Annotated in this window: 24 protein-coding genes; 11 read left to right on the forward strand and 13 right to left on the reverse strand. The window is 42.5% G+C overall.

What is annotated here, in order from left to right:
- Positions 1-34: 34 nt before the first annotated feature.
- Entirely contained in the window at positions 35-370 is a 336-nt protein-coding gene (locus tag F967_RS03260) for a protein tyrosine phosphatase family protein (RefSeq protein ID WP_004681826.1), read from the reverse strand.
- Positions 371-493: 123 nt separating this feature from the next.
- Between F967_RS03260 and F967_RS03265 the strand changes: the two genes are divergently transcribed.
- The 3 genes from F967_RS03265 to F967_RS03275 are packed head-to-tail and all read left to right on the forward strand — an operon-like array spanning position 494 to position 2,243.
- Positions 494-1,390: an alpha/beta hydrolase gene (locus F967_RS03265; protein WP_004678462.1), complete on the forward strand. Its 897-nt coding sequence runs from the start codon at positions 494-496 to the stop codon at positions 1,388-1,390.
- Entirely contained in the window at positions 1,391-1,828 is a 438-nt protein-coding gene (gene trxC, locus F967_RS03270) for a thioredoxin TrxC (protein ID WP_004798183.1), read from the forward strand.
- A gap of 1 nt (position 1,829) precedes the next feature.
- Positions 1,830-2,243, forward strand: a complete 414-nt coding sequence (locus tag F967_RS03275; protein WP_004678459.1) for an acyl-CoA thioesterase — start codon at positions 1,830-1,832, stop codon at positions 2,241-2,243.
- Positions 2,244-2,292: 49 nt separating this feature from the next.
- Here the strand turns inward: F967_RS03275 and F967_RS03280 are convergent, their stop codons facing one another.
- Both F967_RS03280 and F967_RS03285 read right to left on the reverse strand, forming a co-directional pair.
- Positions 2,293-2,787, reverse strand: a complete 495-nt coding sequence (locus tag F967_RS03280; protein ID WP_004678458.1) for a DUF4442 domain-containing protein — start codon at positions 2,785-2,787, stop codon at positions 2,293-2,295.
- A gap of 14 nt (positions 2,788-2,801) precedes the next feature.
- Positions 2,802-3,290 carry a YajQ family cyclic di-GMP-binding protein gene (locus F967_RS03285; RefSeq protein ID WP_004756136.1) on the reverse strand — a complete coding sequence of 163 codons (489 nt, stop codon included), beginning with the start codon at positions 3,288-3,290 and terminating at the stop codon, positions 2,802-2,804.
- Positions 3,291-3,380: 90 nt separating this feature from the next.
- Between F967_RS03285 and F967_RS03290 the strand changes: the two genes are divergently transcribed.
- Positions 3,381-3,695, forward strand: coding sequence for a rhodanese-like domain-containing protein (locus F967_RS03290; protein ID WP_004678456.1), 315 nt, complete (start codon positions 3,381-3,383; stop codon positions 3,693-3,695).
- A gap of 69 nt (positions 3,696-3,764) precedes the next feature.
- Here the strand turns inward: F967_RS03290 and mnmC are convergent, their stop codons facing one another.
- The 4 genes from mnmC to F967_RS03310 are packed head-to-tail and all read right to left on the reverse strand — an operon-like array spanning position 3,765 to position 7,042.
- Positions 3,765-5,663 (reverse strand): bifunctional tRNA (5-methylaminomethyl-2-thiouridine)(34)-methyltransferase MnmC2/FAD-dependent 5-carboxymethylaminomethyl-2-thiouridine(34) oxidoreductase MnmC1, encoded by a 1,899-nt coding sequence (gene mnmC, locus F967_RS03295; RefSeq protein ID WP_004798185.1) that lies wholly within the window; start codon positions 5,661-5,663, stop codon positions 3,765-3,767.
- An 18-nt stretch (positions 5,664-5,681) separates the two neighbouring features.
- A complete protein-coding gene (locus tag F967_RS03300) occupies positions 5,682-6,101 on the reverse strand; it encodes an SH3 domain-containing protein (RefSeq protein WP_004798186.1) in 420 nt (139 codons plus the stop codon).
- Between the two features lie 3 nt (positions 6,102-6,104).
- Positions 6,105-6,407, reverse strand: a complete 303-nt coding sequence (locus F967_RS03305) for a YciI family protein (RefSeq protein ID WP_004798188.1) — start codon at positions 6,405-6,407, stop codon at positions 6,105-6,107.
- A 23-nt stretch (positions 6,408-6,430) separates the two neighbouring features.
- Entirely contained in the window at positions 6,431-7,042 is a 612-nt protein-coding gene (locus F967_RS03310; protein WP_004678451.1) for a septation protein IspZ, read from the reverse strand.
- Positions 7,043-7,087: 45 nt separating this feature from the next.
- On the opposite strand from F967_RS03310, the gene F967_RS03315 reads away from it, so the two are divergent.
- Positions 7,088-7,939, forward strand: a complete 852-nt coding sequence (locus F967_RS03315) for a PHP domain-containing protein (RefSeq protein WP_004798190.1) — start codon at positions 7,088-7,090, stop codon at positions 7,937-7,939.
- A gap of 358 nt (positions 7,940-8,297) precedes the next feature.
- On the opposite strand, the gene F967_RS03320 is transcribed toward F967_RS03315, so the two are convergent.
- Positions 8,298-9,209 carry a bestrophin family protein gene (locus tag F967_RS03320; RefSeq protein ID WP_004760743.1) on the reverse strand — a complete coding sequence of 304 codons (912 nt, stop codon included), beginning with the start codon at positions 9,207-9,209 and terminating at the stop codon, positions 8,298-8,300.
- Between the two features lie 44 nt (positions 9,210-9,253).
- Positions 9,254-9,988, reverse strand: a complete 735-nt coding sequence (gene radC / locus F967_RS03325) for a RadC family protein (RefSeq protein ID WP_004678448.1) — start codon at positions 9,986-9,988, stop codon at positions 9,254-9,256.
- A gap of 114 nt (positions 9,989-10,102) precedes the next feature.
- Here radC and coaBC point away from each other — a divergent pair, with 114 nt between their 5' ends.
- The 3 genes from coaBC to F967_RS03340 all read left to right on the forward strand — a co-directional run bounded on the left by coaBC (position 10,103) and on the right by F967_RS03340 (position 12,999).
- On the forward strand, positions 10,103-11,359 hold the full coding sequence (coaBC, locus tag F967_RS03330) for a bifunctional phosphopantothenoylcysteine decarboxylase/phosphopantothenate--cysteine ligase CoaBC (RefSeq protein WP_004760746.1): 1,257 nt from the start codon (positions 10,103-10,105) through the stop codon (positions 11,357-11,359).
- A 205-nt stretch (positions 11,360-11,564) separates the two neighbouring features.
- On the forward strand, positions 11,565-12,404 hold the full coding sequence (locus F967_RS03335) for a bifunctional transcriptional activator/DNA repair enzyme AdaA (protein WP_004798193.1): 840 nt from the start codon (positions 11,565-11,567) through the stop codon (positions 12,402-12,404).
- Positions 12,391-12,999 carry an alpha-ketoglutarate-dependent dioxygenase AlkB family protein gene (locus F967_RS03340; RefSeq protein ID WP_004798195.1) on the forward strand — a complete coding sequence of 203 codons (609 nt, stop codon included), beginning with the start codon at positions 12,391-12,393 and terminating at the stop codon, positions 12,997-12,999. Before F967_RS03335 ends, F967_RS03340 begins: the two co-directional genes overlap by 14 nt.
- 300 nt (positions 13,000-13,299) lie before the next feature.
- On the opposite strand, the gene secB is transcribed toward F967_RS03340, so the two are convergent.
- The 4 genes from secB to rsgA form a co-directional block, all read right to left on the reverse strand.
- Positions 13,300-13,758: a protein-export chaperone SecB gene (secB, locus tag F967_RS03350; RefSeq protein WP_004681803.1), complete on the reverse strand. Its 459-nt coding sequence runs from the start codon at positions 13,756-13,758 to the stop codon at positions 13,300-13,302.
- A 27-nt stretch (positions 13,759-13,785) separates the two neighbouring features.
- Entirely contained in the window at positions 13,786-14,046 is a 261-nt protein-coding gene (grxC, locus tag F967_RS03355) for a glutaredoxin 3 (protein WP_004681801.1), read from the reverse strand.
- A gap of 11 nt (positions 14,047-14,057) precedes the next feature.
- Complete coding sequence (locus F967_RS03360) at positions 14,058-14,474, reverse strand: rhodanese-like domain-containing protein (protein WP_004760751.1); 417 nt, start codon at positions 14,472-14,474, stop codon at positions 14,058-14,060.
- A 94-nt stretch (positions 14,475-14,568) separates the two neighbouring features.
- Positions 14,569-15,627, reverse strand: coding sequence for a ribosome small subunit-dependent GTPase A (gene rsgA / locus F967_RS03365; protein WP_004760753.1), 1,059 nt, complete (start codon positions 15,625-15,627; stop codon positions 14,569-14,571).
- A gap of 124 nt (positions 15,628-15,751) precedes the next feature.
- Here rsgA and orn point away from each other — a divergent pair, with 124 nt between their 5' ends.
- The 3 genes from orn (at position 15,752) to F967_RS03380 (ending at position 18,092) form a co-directional block, all read left to right on the forward strand.
- Positions 15,752-16,306, forward strand: a complete 555-nt coding sequence (orn, locus tag F967_RS03370) for an oligoribonuclease (RefSeq protein ID WP_034431172.1) — start codon at positions 15,752-15,754, stop codon at positions 16,304-16,306.
- Positions 16,307-16,412: 106 nt separating this feature from the next.
- Positions 16,413-17,147, forward strand: a complete 735-nt coding sequence (locus tag F967_RS03375) for a Bax inhibitor-1/YccA family protein (RefSeq protein ID WP_004798200.1) — start codon at positions 16,413-16,415, stop codon at positions 17,145-17,147.
- A 141-nt stretch (positions 17,148-17,288) separates the two neighbouring features.
- Entirely contained in the window at positions 17,289-18,092 is an 804-nt protein-coding gene (locus F967_RS03380) for an enoyl-ACP reductase FabI (RefSeq protein WP_004760758.1), read from the forward strand.
- Positions 18,093-18,120: the final 28 nt, after the last annotated feature.

The raw sequence follows: 18,120 nt of genomic DNA on the forward strand, positions 1-18,120 counted from the left end.
TTTCGAGCTTCCATTTTTATTTGAAGATTTTTTATTAATCCTCCAACAAATCCATTTGCTTTGCTAACTGATATAGGTTGTTAGAACGATTGCCAGTACGGCAGAACATCAGGATTGGCTTTGGTAGTTCATTATAATGGTTTGCAAATGTGCGAACATCCAGCTCTGTAATCTGACCTGCAACAACTGGTTGGTAAACATAATCTAGGCCAGCGTTACGAGCTGATTCTTCAATCTGTGCGCTTGTAGGTTGTTCAGAACCACCTTCCATGTCTGGACGATTATTGATAATAGATTTAAAGCCTTTTTCGACAACTTGATCTACATGCTCAGGGCCGATTTGACCTGCAAAACCAACATTTTCTGACATCTTGTCACTCCAAAAATAAACAAAACATTTTATGCTCTATCATAGCATTAAGCTTGATCTTGAGTTTAAATGTCTGTAGCAAATAAATGATGATAAGTCATAAGATAAAGCATTGGAGCGCGCATGCACACCTATACAGTTGAGCCGTTGTATGTTCCTAGTGGCGAAGAAACCATAGCAGCAGATTTCTACCTACCAAAGACCAATATTAAACCTGCTGTAATTCTTATGGCACATGGATTTGCGGGTTTGCGTCAATTCAAACTGGTTCAGTATGCACAACGTTTCGCTCAGGCAGGTTATGCCGTTATCCTGTTTGACTATCGTTATTGGGGTGGCAGTACAGGGAAACCACGGGAATTGGTTTCACTTAGTGCTCAACTGGATGATTGGAAAACCATTGTTCAATATGCTTCGAATTGTAAATTAATTGATAGTCGACGTATTATTTTATGGGGAACTTCTCTAAGCGGTGGATATGCGCTTAGTTTAGCCACTGACCTTAAAAATATTCAGGCCGTGATGGTACAGGTACCTTATGTAGATGGCGCTGAAACAGCAAAATTATACCCATTACAACGTTATCCAGAGGCTTTAAAGCGTTCTAGTCAGGATTACATGGGGTCTAAGATGGGTTTAGACCCTAAAACTTTGCCAGTTGTAGATCAGCATAAACTATGCTTTTTACCGACCTCCGATAGTTATTATGGTTATCATTCGATTGTAAATCCTGACTATTATTGGAGTGGTGAAGTTCCTGCACGTGTATTTTTTAATTTAATGCGCTATCGTCCAATTCAATTTGTACGCAAAATTAATATTCCTGTTTTGTTTATTGCTGCGAAACATGATTCTTTGATTCCAATTGCATCCAGTCGTGAAGCTGCGACCAATATTGCACCATTTGTAAGCTATCATGAGTGGGATATGAAACATTTTGAGGTTTATCACGGTTCATGGTTTGAAAAAGCAGTCACAACCCAATTAGAATTTTTACATCAACATATCGGAGTGATGTAAATGATTATTGTCTGTGCATCCTGTGGTGCAAAAAATCGTGTACCTGAAGAAAAATTGGCCGTTCATCCAAAATGTGGGCAATGCCATCAGCCATTGCTAACTTTAGCGCCAATTGAACTCAATGAACAAAACTTTAGTAATTTCATTAGTAATACTGATTTGCCTGTGCTGATTGATCTATGGGCGGAATGGTGTGGGCCTTGTAAAATGATGGCACCTCATTTTGCTCAAGTGGCAAAGCAAAATCCCTATGTGGTTTTTGCCAAGATTGATACCGAGGCAAATCCACGTTTAAGTGCTGCATTTAATGTTCGCAGTATTCCGACTTTGGTCTTAATGAATAAGACGACTGAATTGGCCAGAATAAGTGGTGCATTACGTACACCAGAGCTACAGCAATGGTTAAATCAGCAATTACAGCACCATCAAGGACATTAACATGACTGAACGTTCAAATCATCCAGAAGGAGTTTTATCCTTGCAGAATATTGCCATGCCAGCCGATACCAACTGGAGTGGTGATGTATTTGGAGGATGGATTGTTTCACAGATGGATCTCGCAGGAGCGATTCATGTTGAGCGTTTGAGTAAGGGACGATGTGCAACAATTGCGATTAATGAAATGACTTTCCTTGTGCCTGTTAAGGTTGGAAATGTGATTAGTTGCTATACTAAAATTTTGAAAGTCGGCAATACTTCCGTACAGGTGCAAATCGAGGTATGGAATAGTCACGACAATTCACGTGAACCGATTCGAATTACTCAAGGTGTTTTTACATTTGTTGCTGTGGATGTGAATGGTAATAAACGACAAATCTCAGAACAAATTAAGCAAGATTTTTTAGCAAGCTGATAAAACAATAAAGCCCAAATTTAATTGGGCTTTATTTTAAAATCTAAGATTATTTTTTACGTTTTGGTAACCATGCCCAAAGCATTTGGCATTGGATCGGCTCGTTACCAGAATCATCGATAACGGTCACAGGAATCAATAACTCGCCTTTTTCATTGTCAGCGATAAACTTTTGTTGATCGGCTGATAATGTTGCGTTTGCCGTTAAACCACCCTGTGCAACCTTTAAATAGTCTACGTGCAGTGATTTGATCAACAAAATCCGATCATCAGGAATATGTAGACCTGTTAGGAAACCCGTTGCCGTTTCAGCGAGTAAGGCCATTGCTGCTGCGTGAACCCCTTTAATATGATTTTGCATATTACGCTGGTTTTCAATGCGCACAGTGACATGGTCTTTATCGACTTCCAAATAGCGAATGTTTGCAGTGCCCACCATTGGAACAACTCGTCCAAAGGCTTTGCTCCATAATGTACTGCGAATACCTTTTGGAAATTTAGAAGTGGTTTTAACCAGCGTATAAAGACGGTTATCTTTTGCCATAGTGAACCTATTGCTTAGTCTTTGAAATTATTAAATTGAAGCGGTAGACCAAATTGCTGTTCACGTAAAAAGTTCATGACCTGTTGCAAAGTATCACGCTTTTTATCAGTGACACGGATTTTGTCTCCTTGGATAGAAGATTGCACCTTGATGCCACTTTCTTTAATGGCTTTATTAATTTTTTTTGCGGTATCTGAGTCAAGTCCATCTTTCAGCTTGATCACTTGGACCACATTTTTACCAGAAGCAGTGGCTTTTTGTGGATCTAAAGCTTGTACATCAATCTTACGTTTATAGAAGTGATTTTCAAGCATGGTATAGACTTGTTCACATTGGAAGTCACTTTCAGTTGAGATTTTGATTTCTTTATTTTTTTCATTTAACTCAATTGAAACGTCTTGTCCACGAAAGTCAAAACGTGTTGCAATCTCTTTTTCTGTATTTTGTACAGCATGATTGACTTCAAATAACTCTAATTCAGAAACAATATCAAAAGAAGGCATGGTTAGACCTTTACAAAGGGAAAGAATATTTGAGATGCTAAGGGTGTTTTCTTCATTTGCCAAGTGTTGTTTACATCAAAGGAGTGCACAATGATCCGTAAACAAGAAATTACAACATTTGAGTTCCCAGAAGGCGCAGTCATTTGGGATGTCCGAGATGCCAAAGCTTATGCAGAGGCACACGTCAAAGGGGCGTTGAATCGTCCAATTGCTGAATTAACTGCGGATAGTTTGACTCAGGTTGCAGCGGATCAGCCGATTTATATTCTATGTGGTGGTGGTAGTAAAGCACCACGCGCAGCAGAGCTTTTAGACGGTTTAGATGATTCTCGTGAATATGTTGTATTGATGGGCGGTACACGTGCGGCACGTGATGCTGGCTTAGCTTTAGAACAGGGCGCATAGATCAGTTAAATTTGCCAAAATACTTGGGTATTTTGGCAAATTTAAAGAATGAACAACTAAAATAACAATTTACCCAGAATAATAAGGTTTTTTAGCTTTTAATTTCTTTTGAAATCTTTGAGGATTTAATTTATCCAATAAACTTTGAGGAACTGGGCAAAGTTCACCTAAAATTAATGCTGCCAAGATTTCACTACATAATGGCGCAAATAAGAAACCTTTCGATCCTAAACCAGCAAAAGTATAGATTTGACCAAGATTTTGTATTTTCCCAACTAAGGGGAAATAATCTAAACTTTGTGCGCGAACGGATGCTCTTCCTTGCCAAGTATCTACAGAGGGGAGTCCTTGCGCATATTCTGGGAAGACACTGTGGATAAGTTCGTAGTTATGCACATGATCTTCTGCTAAAACTTCAACATCGTCTCGATTTGGATAAAAGGATGCGCCTAGAATCAATTGAGCAGTATCCAGTTGCATGCAATAACCGCCATAACTATAAGCCTGATCCAGTGCTAAAGGCCGATGGCTATTCTCAACCCAGCTGACTTGTCCTCGAATTGGCTTTAAGACGGGATAATTTTCAAATAACTGAGCACTTTGTTTAGCACAACAGACAATCGCATGATCCGTTATGGCAATTATTTGTTGGTCTTGCCAGAGTGTAACTTGGCTATCAGTCGACTCTAATCGAGAAATTTTTACTTTTTCTATTCGAATATTAGCATGTTGTAAAATCTCATCACGTAACTGATGAGGCGAAACTGCACCTGCCTGATGTAAAGTGAGGCTTGGAAACTCTGTTTCAGGAAAGCATTCAAGCGTTGTATTTGCAGTTAAAACGCTTTCAGGATATTGCTCAACTAGACCTGATAATTCATCCGCATTTTTTAAGGCAATCTGCTGTACTTGAATCGGTCTAAAAGCCTTGAATTGTGGATAAAAATTCAAGGCATGTTGCCAACTCAAGGTCATCAAGTGTTCATGCGCCTGTTCAATTGGGCATAGTTTTGGATTGAGCAACGCCAGTGGATTGCCAGATGCACCTGAAAGCGGCTCATTTTGCTCGTAGATGGTAACTTGATGTCCTCGTTGAGCAAATGCCCACGCTGAGCTTAAACCTGCGATTCCTGCGCCAATGATGGCGATTTTACGTTGCTTTGATGTTTCGGACTTTGGTGGAGCTGCAATAGTTGTTTCTGAATCTTGCGACTGGGTTTCAGTTTGGGAGGTATCTAGCCAAATCGCCTTGAGCATTTCTCGTTTATGACCAAAACCTCGTGGACGGCTGATTTGGATGCCGTGTTGTTTAAGCCCACGTTTGATTATGCCTGCGACACTAAAGGATGCGAAAGTTGTTCCAAAATCAGATAAACGCACCATATGATCTAAGACATTTGCTTGCCACATATCTGGATTACAAGACGGGGCAAAACCGTCCAAAAACCATGCATTCACTGTTTGGGTTTTGGGAATCGTTGGAAAAATATCCTGAGCATCACCTAGCCATAAATCAATACTAAAACGCTCTTCAGGAAAACTTAAGCGATGACAACCTGCAATTGGCAAGGGATATTGCTGAATCAGTTTTTCTGCTAAAGGTTTGAGTTCAGTCCAAACATTCAGTGCACGGATCAAATCAGCTTTATTTAATGGAAATTTTTCAACGCTGACAACATGTAAATGGCTGTGATTATCTAAGCGAACTTGTTGCCAGAGTTGCCACAGGGTCAAAATATTGAGTCCTGTACCAAAACCAGTTTCACCTACACAAAAATATTGATAATCATGTAATTGAGAAAGGCGTTCGGTTAAATCATTGCCATTTAAAAATACATGTCGGGTTTCAAGCAAACCATTGTCTTTAGAGAAGTAAACATCACCGAATTGCTTAGAAATAGGAATTTCGATGTCATCGACTATTTCCCAGTCTAATTCAGCAGTTTGCAATTTTGATGAGTGAGACATAAATAAAGAAATCGTGTTTTACCACTGACGGCGGCGTTTAGTGTGAACATAACTGGCAATAAAGAAACCTAGAATGACACCGACCGCAATGGTCATCGCGCCATAAAGGAACATTTGGGCACTGCGTTCACTTTGTAGAACCTGCACCTGAACAGTAAGATTGTCATTTTTGAGTTGTAATTCTTGATTTTGCGAGAGCGCTTCAAGATTGGCATTTTCAAGTTGTTTTAGGCGATTGGCTTGATCTTGAACCAATGCTTTGACTTTGGCTTCTTGTTGCTGTTTTGCCTTGGCAATTTGTTCAGCCGTTAAAGGCTTTGCTGTCGTGCTAGTTGTATTTGTAGAGGATGGTTTAGCTTGTAGTACTGTGGGTTCAACAGCCCATACGCTTGAACTCAATAAACAAAAAGCGAATAGACTTTTAACGGCAACTTGCATGACTTACCCTTTTGGAAAAGCTTTGTTGAAAGGTTTTACTTCAATCTTTGCGTAAATCCCTTCTTTTAAAAATGGCTCTTCCTGAATCCATGCATCCACTGCCTCACGACTCTCAAATTCAACAATGATGGTGCTGCCTAAAAATCCAGCCTGTGGATCATTCGGGTCTTTTGGATGCGCACCCGCAGCAATTAAGCGACCCTCATCATCCAGCTTTTGTAGACGCTCTACATGCCGGGGGCGAATTGCTAAACGTTTTTCCAGGGTATCTTCGTGATCAGTACAGGTCAGCACAAAATATGGCATAGCAGTCGCTCAAATGATTCAGGTTAGTCAGTGGCTTTAAAATGCTTTCTTAAGCAAATTAGTATAACAGCAAGGTAACTGATAGAAACGATAATATCGCCAAATGCGGTGAATTCGCCCCAGTATTTTCCCTGCATAAATACAAAGCCAAAGAAGAAATGCAGTGACGCCAACAAGAAGAACTGCCCACACCATGCCCAGTTTAGACGCATCCAGCCTTTTGGTGTCAGTTCAAGCAACGAACCCAAAAGTTTTTTAATAATCGGTTCACGTTCTTTGTTAAACAGGGGCGTAACCAGAAAACCTATTCCAATCCCGATATTGATAATGACCGCTTTCATTTTGATATAGGTCACATCACTGAATGCCAGTGTAATTCCACCAAAAACTACTGACATGACAACGATAAACCACTGCATTTTTTCCAGTTTGAACTTCTGGAAAAAGAACAGGCAACCATAGACCACAAGGGTCGAGATCAGTAGCGCACAGGTCGCAACTAGAATATGGTTTTGATCAGTATTTCCTGCACTGCCCACAAGCTCCAGTAATGGATGGTGACTATCTTTGGGGTCGGTGGTTTTATAAAAATAAAAGAAGATAATCAGCGGGAGGTAGTCGAGCAACGCTTTCATGTTACAGTACAGTGGTGAAATAGGTCAGATAGCATAATACAAAGCATGTTCGGTGTCGATTTACATACGCATAGTTTCATTTCAGACGGTACCTTGTCTCCTGAACAATTGGTACAGGCTGCTGTTGACTTAAAAATAAAGATGCTTGCCGTGACAGATCATGACACGATGGATGGGTTGGAACGCGCACAGGATTATGCTCAAGATCATGATATTCAAATTATTTCTGGTGTGGAAATTTCCAGTCAGTGGTCACGTCCCAGCACTAAAAAGAGTTATGGAGTGCATATCGTTGCATTGAATATGCTGGATGAAGTTCCGATCAAGGTAATGCTGGAAAACCAGAAAAAAGTGCGGGCTGAGCGGGCAAAACTGATTTGTGAGTTATTGGAAAAATGTATCGGTTTTGATATTTATCCAGATATATTGGCAAAAGTGGATGGTCAGGCAGATCGGGTGACGCGAACCCATATTGCCAAGACTCTGGTTGAAAAAAATATTGTCACTCGCCCACAGCAGGCATTTGACCGTTTCCTAAAAGAGGGCAAAAAGGCTTTTGTCAAATTTGATGGGGTGGGTTTAAAAGAGACCATTGATGTGATTCATGCCAGTCAGGGCTTTGCAGTCTTGGCACATCCGACCCGTTATGATTTGTCTGCAACCAATATCCGTTATTTGATTCAGTTATTTGCTGAGTTTGGTGGTGATGCGGTTGAGCTTCCTGGCAGTAGTGAAGCGCTTTCTACGCGACACATGGTGGATCGGATGATTCAGGAATATGGTTTAGCGGTTTCAATTGGCAGCGATTTTCATGGAGACAACATGCCGTGGATTAAGCTTGGTAATACCCCAAAAGTTGCTGATGGACAAAAAGGGGTGTGGGAAAGTTTTAGATGATAATGGAATGAAAAAGTTAGAAATATTTTTGATCAATTATATTCTTCATGATTCTGTTATGGAGAGCGCATTGGATGCCTCATGGATTTCCATTGTTCTATACTACGACTGCCAAATAATATCTTGAGTCTGCTGGTTCTTAATGGTCAGGTATTGCTTTTGTGAGAACATTAAAAGCTTGGTGAAGAAAATTGTTTCCATCAGCTTAAGTTGGTTTTCATCCACTGGTATTTGAAAATTTTGTTGTTTAAGCCAAATGCACAATCGTGTCTCTGTTTGAGAAGTGCCGATTTCAACTTTTTGAATATTGTTATATCGACACTTTTTATATTGACCACATAAGTGAAAAAATCATAATTTACAATAAATTATGATTATTCGCCTGAATTGGTGGTGGTGTTGGACGGCCTAAGGTACTCAATAATTCAATTTCAATGGTACGTACCATTGCATCCAGTGGCAGGTCATTACTCTGAGTACCGAAAGGCTCTTCAATTTCTGTACTTAAGGCATCGAGGCCTAGAAAGGTATAAGCCAAAATTCCAACCAAGAGGGGTGTCACCAAACCCAGTAAAGAACCCAGGCTAAAAGGCAACATAAAGCAGAAGAAATAAACGGTTCGGTTCAGCAAAACTGAATAGGCAAAAGGAATTGGGGTATTGGCAATCCGATCACAACCCGTATGCATTTCACTTAAGGCCGCGACATGGTGATTCATCTGCGTATAAATAATATCGGAGATTTCCCCATCTTTCAGGGCCTGTAACAGCTCCCACTGGATCAGGCTCAGGGTATATTGTGGCGCATTGTGCTGCTGGTAAAGCTGGTTAAGCGCCTGCTGGCTTAAACCACTGGTTTCTGTCAGTTCAGTTGGGTTGGCGGTTTGATGGCGTAAACGGTCGCGTAACACATTGGCAAATACAATCACATGCTGAATTACACGTTCACGCCGTGCCTGGGTCAAGATTCGGCAATCGCGGTCAAAGTGTCGTGATGTGGCAATCAAAACGCCCCAAAGTTTACGTGCTTCCCACCAGCGGTCATAGCATGCGGTATTTTTAAAACCAAGGAAGATTGAAAGCACAACACCAATCAGGGTAAAGCCGACAAGGGGGATTTCAGGGAAGCGGTATAGATCAATATATTCAATTCCACCAATAATGGCGGAGATCAACATGACAAAACCAAGAGAGGGTAAAATTTTGGGTAAAATCGTCCCACGCCATGAAAATAAAACCTTAAAAATACTTGGCTGGTCACGGACAATCATGTTGTTTGAATCATTAATTTTATCTGCTGATGTTCCTGTTTGCTCTAGGCTTTGTCAAGACCAGATTGTTTGATTCGGACAGGTTTGAGTAGTTGTTGCTCAGAAAAGGAAAAATGGTTTTCAGGTGAAATAATAAAGTGATCAAGCAACTGGATTTCAAGTAACTGGCAGGCTTGTTTCAATTGCTGGGTGAGATAAATGTCTTCGTGCGAGGGCTGGGCAATGCCATAAGGATGATTATGTGCAATCACGATTTGGCAGGCCTGTTGCTGAAGCACATAACGCAAGGTCTGGTTAATGGATACACTGCAACTATGCTGTGATCCAAAAAACAGTTTCTTAAAATGCAGTTTCCTGAGCTCAGCATCCAGACACAGCACCGCAAACACTTCCTGTTTTTCACCTTGCAGTTCATAGCGTAGATAGTCAAGCACCAATGTAGATGTATCTAGGCAAAGCCGTTGCTGGTGAAAGTAATTATTCAGATAACGCCGTCCAAGTTCCTTTACCGCCATCAGTTGTGCGTATTTGGTATCGGCAATGCCGTTAAACTGGGAAAGTTCTTCAAGTGAGGCATCAAAAATTGGGTTGAGTCCACCAAAATGCTGGATCAGAATACGGGCAAGCTCAACCGCCGAGTGCTGTCTGGAGCCTGAGCGTAGGAAAATCGCCAGTAACTCAGCATCGGATAAACTCTGCGCCCCCTGTGATAATAAGCGTTCCCGTGGTCGTTCTTGTTCTGGCCATGCCTTGATGGACTGTTTTATGGATTGATTCATGCTGAATATTCACGTTCATTTTATTGTAGTGTATGTTTTTCCGAGCGCATGGCTTGGGTATGACTGTATTTAATGCTATTGTGAGCGCCACTGCAACAGCAAGGTATCCTGTTTGTGAGCTTCGATCTTAGTGTTATTCCTCATAAAAACATTATATTGGCGGTTACGGGTGGCATTGCTGCTTATAAAAGTGCCATTGTGGTTCGTCGTCTAAAAGATTATGGCTTTGATGTCCGTGTGGTGATGACACAGGGCGCGCAGGCTTTTATTACCCCGCTCACTTTTCAGGCTCTTTCAGGTAATCCAGTGCATACTGAACTGCTTGACCCAGAAGCCGAAGCAGGCATGGGGCATATTGAGCTGGCACGCTGGGCAGATTTGATTCTGGTTGCGCCTGCAAGCTGTGACAGCATTGCCAAGTTTGCCAATGGCTTGGCGGACGATTTGCTGAGTACTTTATATTTAGCCACCAAAGCACCTGTCTGGGTTGCGCCTGCCATGAACCAGCAAATGTGGGCAGCCAAGGCGACACAGCGCAACTTGCAAACACTGGTAGAAGACGGTGTGCATGTGATTATGCCAGATGCAGGTGAGCAGGCGTGTGGTGATGTTGGGTTGGGGCGTATGCCTGAACCTGAGGACTTGGCGCGTCAGGTGGCGGCTTATTTCCATAAAGCCCAGCGTGCTATTGCAGAAAAGTTTGGTTTATTGGCGGGTAAACGTGTCACCATTACCGCTGGCCCGACCCGCGAAGCGATTGATCCTGTACGTTATATTTCCAACCACAGCACTGGAAAAATGGGCTTTGCCTTGGCGGCAGCCTGTTATGCCGCAGGGGCAAAAGTGACTCTGGTGGCAGGGCCTGTCAGTCTGGATACTCCAAATGGTGTGCAACGTATCAATGTCAGTTCAGCCATGCAAATGCTGGATGTCAGCATGAATCAGCTTAAAGAAGGTTGTGATATTTTTATTGCGACGGCGGCAGTTGCTGATTATCGTGTGGCACAGGTTGCAGAGCATAAAATCAAGAAAGCAGGCGATGAGCTTGCAGTATCCTTGGTGAAAAACCCCGATATTGTGGCGACGATTGCTCAGCAACAGCAGCGCCCATTTATGGTCGGTTTTGCTGCTGAAACCCAGAATGTTGAGGAATATGCCGCAGGCAAACTGGTCGCGAAAAAGCTGGATATGATCGCCTGTAATGATGTGTCGCGCCCTGATATTGGTTTTGCATCTGATGAAAACGCCATGACGGTGTTCTTTGCCCAGTCCTATCACATGAATAAGCGTGAACTGGAAAAAGCCTCAAAACAGGAAATCTCACAACAATTGGTTGAGTCTATTGCCGATGCGTTGCGTCGTCGTTTATAAAAAGCCTGGGAGGGCGTGTGTTTACGCCCTCTTTTTTTTAAATTTGAGCTGATATAAGCAAATGGATGTGCCAACCATTGCCATAAAAATGCAGCTATAAAAAAGAGCAGAATAAGAAGTTGATAAATGAATAGCATCTTTCGGATTTTCTTGGCGCAAGAAGCTTGTTAGTGTGGAGAGACAGCAGCAATTAGAGGATAGAGAAATGCAACAGCAGCGTACTTATGATCGTATTGCTCAAGCGATTGCCTATATCCAGCAAAATTTTCAGCAGCAGCCGCAACTGGATGAGGTTGCCGCACACATTCATCTCAGTCCAGCACATTTCCAGCGTTTGTTTACCGATTGGGTGGGAACCAGCCCGAAAAAATTCCTGCAATATACCAGTATTGAATATGCCAAAAATATTTTAAAACAACAGGGTAGTGTGCTGGATGCGACCTTTGAGACAGGACTTTCCAGTACCAGTCGTTTGCATGACCTGTTTATCCAGATTGAGGGCATGACCCCAGCCGAATATAAACAGGGCGGACAAGATTTAATAATACATTATTCCTTTGCTGAAACCTTGTTCGGTGAGGTATTGATTGCCTCAACCTACAAAGGCATCTGTGCATTAAGCTTTGTGGAAGATCAGGTGGAAGCATTGCAACAATTGAAATTACAGTTTCCTAAAGCTCAGCTTGTTGAGCAAATAGATGAATTTCAGACTAATGCGCTGGCTTTCTTCCAAAAAGATTGGGCGCAATTGCCTGAAATTAAACTGCATCTAAAAGGAAACGATTTTCAACTCAAAGTCTGGCAGAGCCTGCTTCGGATTCCCATGGGACAGCTTTCCACCTATGGGCAGATTGCGCAAAATATAGACCATGCCAAGGCAGCCCGTGCAGTGGGCACAGCGATTGGCAGTAATCCTGTGGCTTTCCTGATTCCATGCCATCGGGTGATTCAGTCCACGGGTCTTTTGGGTGGCTATGAATGGGGAACCCTAAGGAAAACAGCGATGATTGGCTGGGAGGGAGCACAGACGCATGCAATTGTTTGATATTGAAGCTGACCCAAGGCATAACCATTTACCCTATGATGGAACGGTGCAGTATTATGGCAAAGTCATACAGGAAATGGTCGCTGATGATTATTTTGAAAAGTTGATGCAAAATATTGCTTGGGAAAATGATCAGGCCATTATCTTTGGTCGGCAGATCACCACCAAAAGAAAAGTGGCATGGTATGGCGATCAGGGGTATGAATATACCTACTCCAATGTCAACAGATATGCCTTGCCGTGGACGGTTGAACTGCTTGAGTTAAGGCAACGGGTGCAGCAGTTGACAGGTGAGCGCTTTAATTCATGTCTACTGAATCTTTACCATACAGGTGAGGAGGGAATGGCCTGGCACAGTGATGATGAAACCGACTTAAAGAAAAATGGCGCGATTGCATCACTCAGCTTTGGTGCGGAACGGAGATTTGCCTTTAAACATAAACAAAGCAAGGAAAAGGTGGAGCTGTATCTGGAACATGGCAGTCTACTGGTGATGAAAGACACCACACAAAGCCACTGGCTGCACCGTTTGCCCCCCACTAAAAAAGTAACAACTGCTCGTATCAACCTAACCTTTAGAACGATTGTTGAATAGCATCATCAGTGGCCTTAAACATAGTGATAAAGCTCAACGTCCGTAAAAGTCTGGTTAAATGCCTCGATCAGGTGACTAATCTGTTCAGCCTGATCTGGAACCAGCATCCAGTAAGGGTTTTCATTTGAGATTAATAACAGCGCTAGCCCATGTTGTTCTGCAACCGCATAGATATTGTCAAAGTGGATGGCATAGATATGTTCGGTAACATCAGGCTCATTTTATCTTATCCATATCGTTCTCATTATAAAATAATAAAAAACCACAGCAGGTGCTGTGGTTTTTTGCGCGCTTAAAGCGTTATGCCTGACCTTGCGCATCACCTTCAGCTTGTAGACGCTGCATATTGGCTTCAAATTCAGCATCAAAGTTAATTGGGGTAAGCAACAATTGTGGAAAGCTACCCTTGGTCACTAGATCATTCACTGCTTCACGCAAGAACGGGAACAGGATATTCGGGCAGTAAGCACCCAGAACGTACGGAAGACGATCTTCCTCCACGCCATCAACCAGGAAAATCCCTGACTGGGTCACATCAACAATGAATGCGGTCTCACTTTCATTGGTGGCCTGAACCACAACTTTTAAAGAAACTTCATAATGATTTGGATCAATCTTTTCTGCCGCAGAAGATAAATTGATGTTGAGTTCTGGCTGCCACTGCTTGGTAAATACCTGTGCCCCTGGAACTTCAAAAGAAATATCTTTGGTGTAAATACGTTCTAACGCGAGTTGTGGTTGAACTTGTTCTTCGCTCATTGTTTTTCCTTAAATCGTGGAGTGTTGTTAAGCTAATAATTGGTCGAGTTTCCCTTCACGCTCTAAGGCATAAAGTTGATCAAAACCACCGATAAACTGGTCTTTGATAAAAATTTGAGGCACGGTACGGTGATTGGTACGTTGCATTAACTCAATACGAACTTCAGGCGCCTCATTGGAAAGGTTAATTTCCTTATAGGCAACACCCTTACGCTCAAGGAGCTGTTTTGCTCTCACACAATATGGGCAAGAAAGCGTTGAATAAATGGTGACGTTTGTATCGGTCATTTTATTTCTCCTTAAGCTTTGGTTTTGCTTTTAACTAAGGGTAAGCCCTGGGCTTTCCAATTGCTGACACCACCATCTAGACGGTAGCTGTCGGCATGGCCGACTTTCTGCAATGCGGAGCCTGCAACTTGCCCTAGGTTGCAAATAAACACCAATGGACGGTCACTTGCTTTTAATTCATCAACATGGCTTGTGATTTGGCTGTATGGAATGTTGCGGCTGCCACTGATGTGGCCATCACGGAAATCCTTAGCATCCCGTAGATCGATCAGCATGGCATTTTTTGCCTTGACCAAAATACCGAGTGATTGTGGTGAAATTTTACGACCATTGCGCTGACCCTCTAAAATGAAGAACAGCACGATGAGCACACCGAGCGTACCAAACAAAAAGGGGTGGTTCCCCATAAACTCTAACCAGCGTTCCACAAGTCACCTAAAGTTAAAATCAAAATTGACCCTGAGTATAACTTATCTCTATGGTGATCAAAAATGTTAGTTCAAGGGTAAAAACCCAAGAAAACTAACTTTTTTGCTGGGCTTCCTGAATTTCATCCATTAGGCGTAGATAGCTGTCCAAACGTCTTGGTAAAATCTCACCTGCATCAACTGCCTGTTTTAAGGCACAATTTTTCTCATGGCTATGGGTGCAGTTACGGAACTGGCAATGGCCCAGATGGGTTTCAATCTCAGGAAAACCTGTTCGCACCTTTTCCAGGCTCAAATGCCACAGACCAAATTCACGGATTCCTGGGGAGTCAATCAGTGCGCCGTTTGTTCCAAATTTAATCAAACGGGTTGAGGTGGTGGTGTGTTGTCCCAGTGCCGAGTTTTCGGAAATGACATTGGTCTTCTGTGCCGCATCTGGAACAATGGTGTTAATCAATGAGCTTTTACCCACGCCTGACTGACCAACAAATGCAACCGTTTCATTGTCGATTCGTGCTGAAAGTGCGGATAAATCACCTTTTGCATGACAGATCAGAGTTTCATAGCCCAGAGCTTCATATTCACTGAGCATGGTTAGGATTGGGTCATTTTCAGTGAGCAGGTCTGATTTGTTCAGTACCAGCAATGCAGGAATGTTGGCATCGGCACAGGCGACCAGATAACGGTCAATCAGTGTGGGTGCGGGTTCTGGCAGTGGTGCGAACACAATCACAATCAGGCTGATATTGGCGGCAACGGGTTTTACCTTGTGGTAGCGGTCTGGACGGGTCAATAATGATTGTCTTGGATAAATCGCGGTGATAATTCCCAGGCCTGTATTTGGGTCGGCCTGCCATTTCACACGGTCACCCGTCACCAGCAACTCCAGGTTGGTACGGGTATGACAGCGCCAAATACTGTCCAGCTCAATCGGTTTCCAGAATGGTTCAGGTTCGCCCTCTGCCACCTGTGGTTTTTCAGGGTGCTGTTCAGGTATGGACAGGGCTTGTACTTCGAGTTGACGGCCATAATGCTGAACAACCAGCCCATCTAAATCCTGCGACGTGTCAATATCATCCTGACGCGATTTATGCTGTTTTTCAATACGGCGCTGCTGTTGCTCGGTTAAACGACGCTTACGAATTAAAGCCATTCATATCCCAGAAAATCCACATGTTGAAGACCGCAAAAATAGCATGAAGCCGCTATGGAATTACAGCCAAGATGTAATTAATTTGCTACTATTGATGTTTTTAAGCACTTTAGAATCAGCATTCATGAGCAGTACCCCTGATACACGATTAATCTGGATCGACCTGGAAATGACAGGCCTTGACACCGATAACGACAAGATCATTGAAATCGCAACCATTATTACAGATGACCATTTAAATATTCTGGCTGAAGGGCCTGTTTTGGCTGTACATCAATCTGACCTGATCCTGAACGCAATGGATGAGTGGAACACCAAGCAGCATGGACAGTCGGGACTGATTGAACGAGTGCGCCGCAGTAAACTCACCGCTCAGGATGTAGAGCAGCAAACGCTGGAATTTCTGAAAAAATGGGTCAATCCAAAATCATCACCCATGTGTGGCAACTCGATTTGTCAGGATCGCCGTTTCCTGCATCGTTTAATGCCTGAACTGGAACAGTTTTTTCATTACCGCAATCTGGATGTATCTTCAGTCAAGGAACTGGCGAAGCGCTGGAGACCTGAAATCATGAGTGGTCTCAAGAAAAATGCCTCGCACTTGGCAATGGATGATATTCGTGATTCGATTGCTGAACTGAAATATTACCGTGAATATTTTTTTATTATGAATAAATAAATTAAGGGGCATCAGCTCCTTTTTTTATGTGAATAAAAGATTTGGGCCTGATCAAAAAATCGCTTAAACTCGGTTTTTTATTGCCAACTATAAAAAGAGAGTGTACATGCAAAGTCATAATCCTATTTTAACCCGGGTGGAAAGCTACAGCGATTTGGCTGAACCAATGACCATTCAGGGGGCAATTCAGAAGTCAGTGCTTTTAACTGTGATTGCCGCTGTTTTAGGTATCGCATTGTTTTTCTATTGTGCCATCACTGCGAATCTATCAATTGCCTATGCGGCTGCGATTGTCGGAGCTGTGGGTAGTTTTATTCTGGCCTTGATCACGACATTTAAAACCAATACCGCACCAGCTTTGGCGATTCCCTATGCCTTGTTTGAGGGAGCTTTCTTAGGTGGTATCTCCTTTATTTTCCAGTTGAAATTCCCTGGTGTTCCTTTACAGGCATTGCTTGCCACTTTTGTAACCACACTGGTGTTATTTGGCTTGTATAAATTCCAGATCATCCGTGCCACCGAAAAATTCAAGGCGGTTGTAATTTCAGCCACTATTGCCATTGCGCTGGTTTTTGTGGTGCAGATCATTCTACGTTTGGTATTTGGCTCAAGCATTCCTTATATTTTTGAAAGCAATTGGTTGGGTATTGGTTTTGCCGCCTTTGTTGCGGTGATTGCCTCACTCAACCTGATTCTGGATTTTGACCTGATTGAGAGTGCCGCGGCACAGCGTGCGCCTAAAGCATTTGAATGGGTATGTGCGATTGCTTTACTTGCAACTTTAGTGTGGATGTACTATTCATTCATGCGCTTATTAAGCCTAATTCAAGGTGATGATTAAATTTAAATTGATATAAAACATAAATCGTCTTCATATGAAGGCGATTTTTTTATGCAAGATTGTAAAAAAGGTGGATTATGCAATTCCGAAAAATCAGGAATGTTGGCATGATGTGGTGAAAATTTTTCGAGTGAGAATAAGATGTCACAAGGACTTTTAGCTGGTAAACGTTTTTTGATTGCAGGGATTGCAAGTAAACTCTCTATTGCTTACGGTATTGCGGCTGCCTTGCATCGTGAGGGAGCTGAACTGGCGTTTACCTATCCAAATGAAAAGCTAAAAAAACGTGTTGATGACTTTGCAGCACAGTTTGGTTCAAATCTGGTTTTTCCTTGTGATGTTGCGGTTGATGCAGAAATTGACAATACTTTTGTTGAGTTGGCAAAACACTGGGATGGTTTAGACGGTGTTGTGCATTCGATTGGTTTTGCACCTGCACATACGCTAGATGGTGACTTTACCGACGTGACTGATCGTGAGGGTTTTAAAATTGCACATGACATCAGCGCTTACAGTTTTGTGGCAATGGCACGTGCTGCCAAGCCGTTGTTACTTGCCCGTCAGGGCTGTTTATTGACCCTAACTTATCAAGGTTCTGAGCGTGTGATGCCAAATTATAACGTGATGGGTATGGCAAAAGCATCACTTGAAGCGGGTGTTCGTTATTTAGCACTAAGCTTGGGTAAAGAGGGGATTCGTGTCAATGCAATTTCTGCTGGCCCAATTCGTACTTTGGCTGCATCTGGTATCAAATCATTCCGTAAAATGTTGGATGTGAATGAAAAAATCGCGCCGTTAAAACGTAATGTCACGATAGAAGAAGTGGGCAATGCAGCATTATTCCTTTGTTCGCCGTGGGCTTCGGGTATTACTGGTGAAATTTTATATGTCGATGCAGGGTTTAATACTGTTGGTATGAGCCAGTCGATGTTGGATGATGAGTGATTAGATTTATCCAAATTTTTTGACAAAG

The sequence above is a fragment of the Acinetobacter sp. CIP 102637 genome (genome assembly GCF_000368425.1).
GTDB lineage: Bacteria > Pseudomonadota > Gammaproteobacteria > Pseudomonadales > Moraxellaceae > Acinetobacter > Acinetobacter parvus.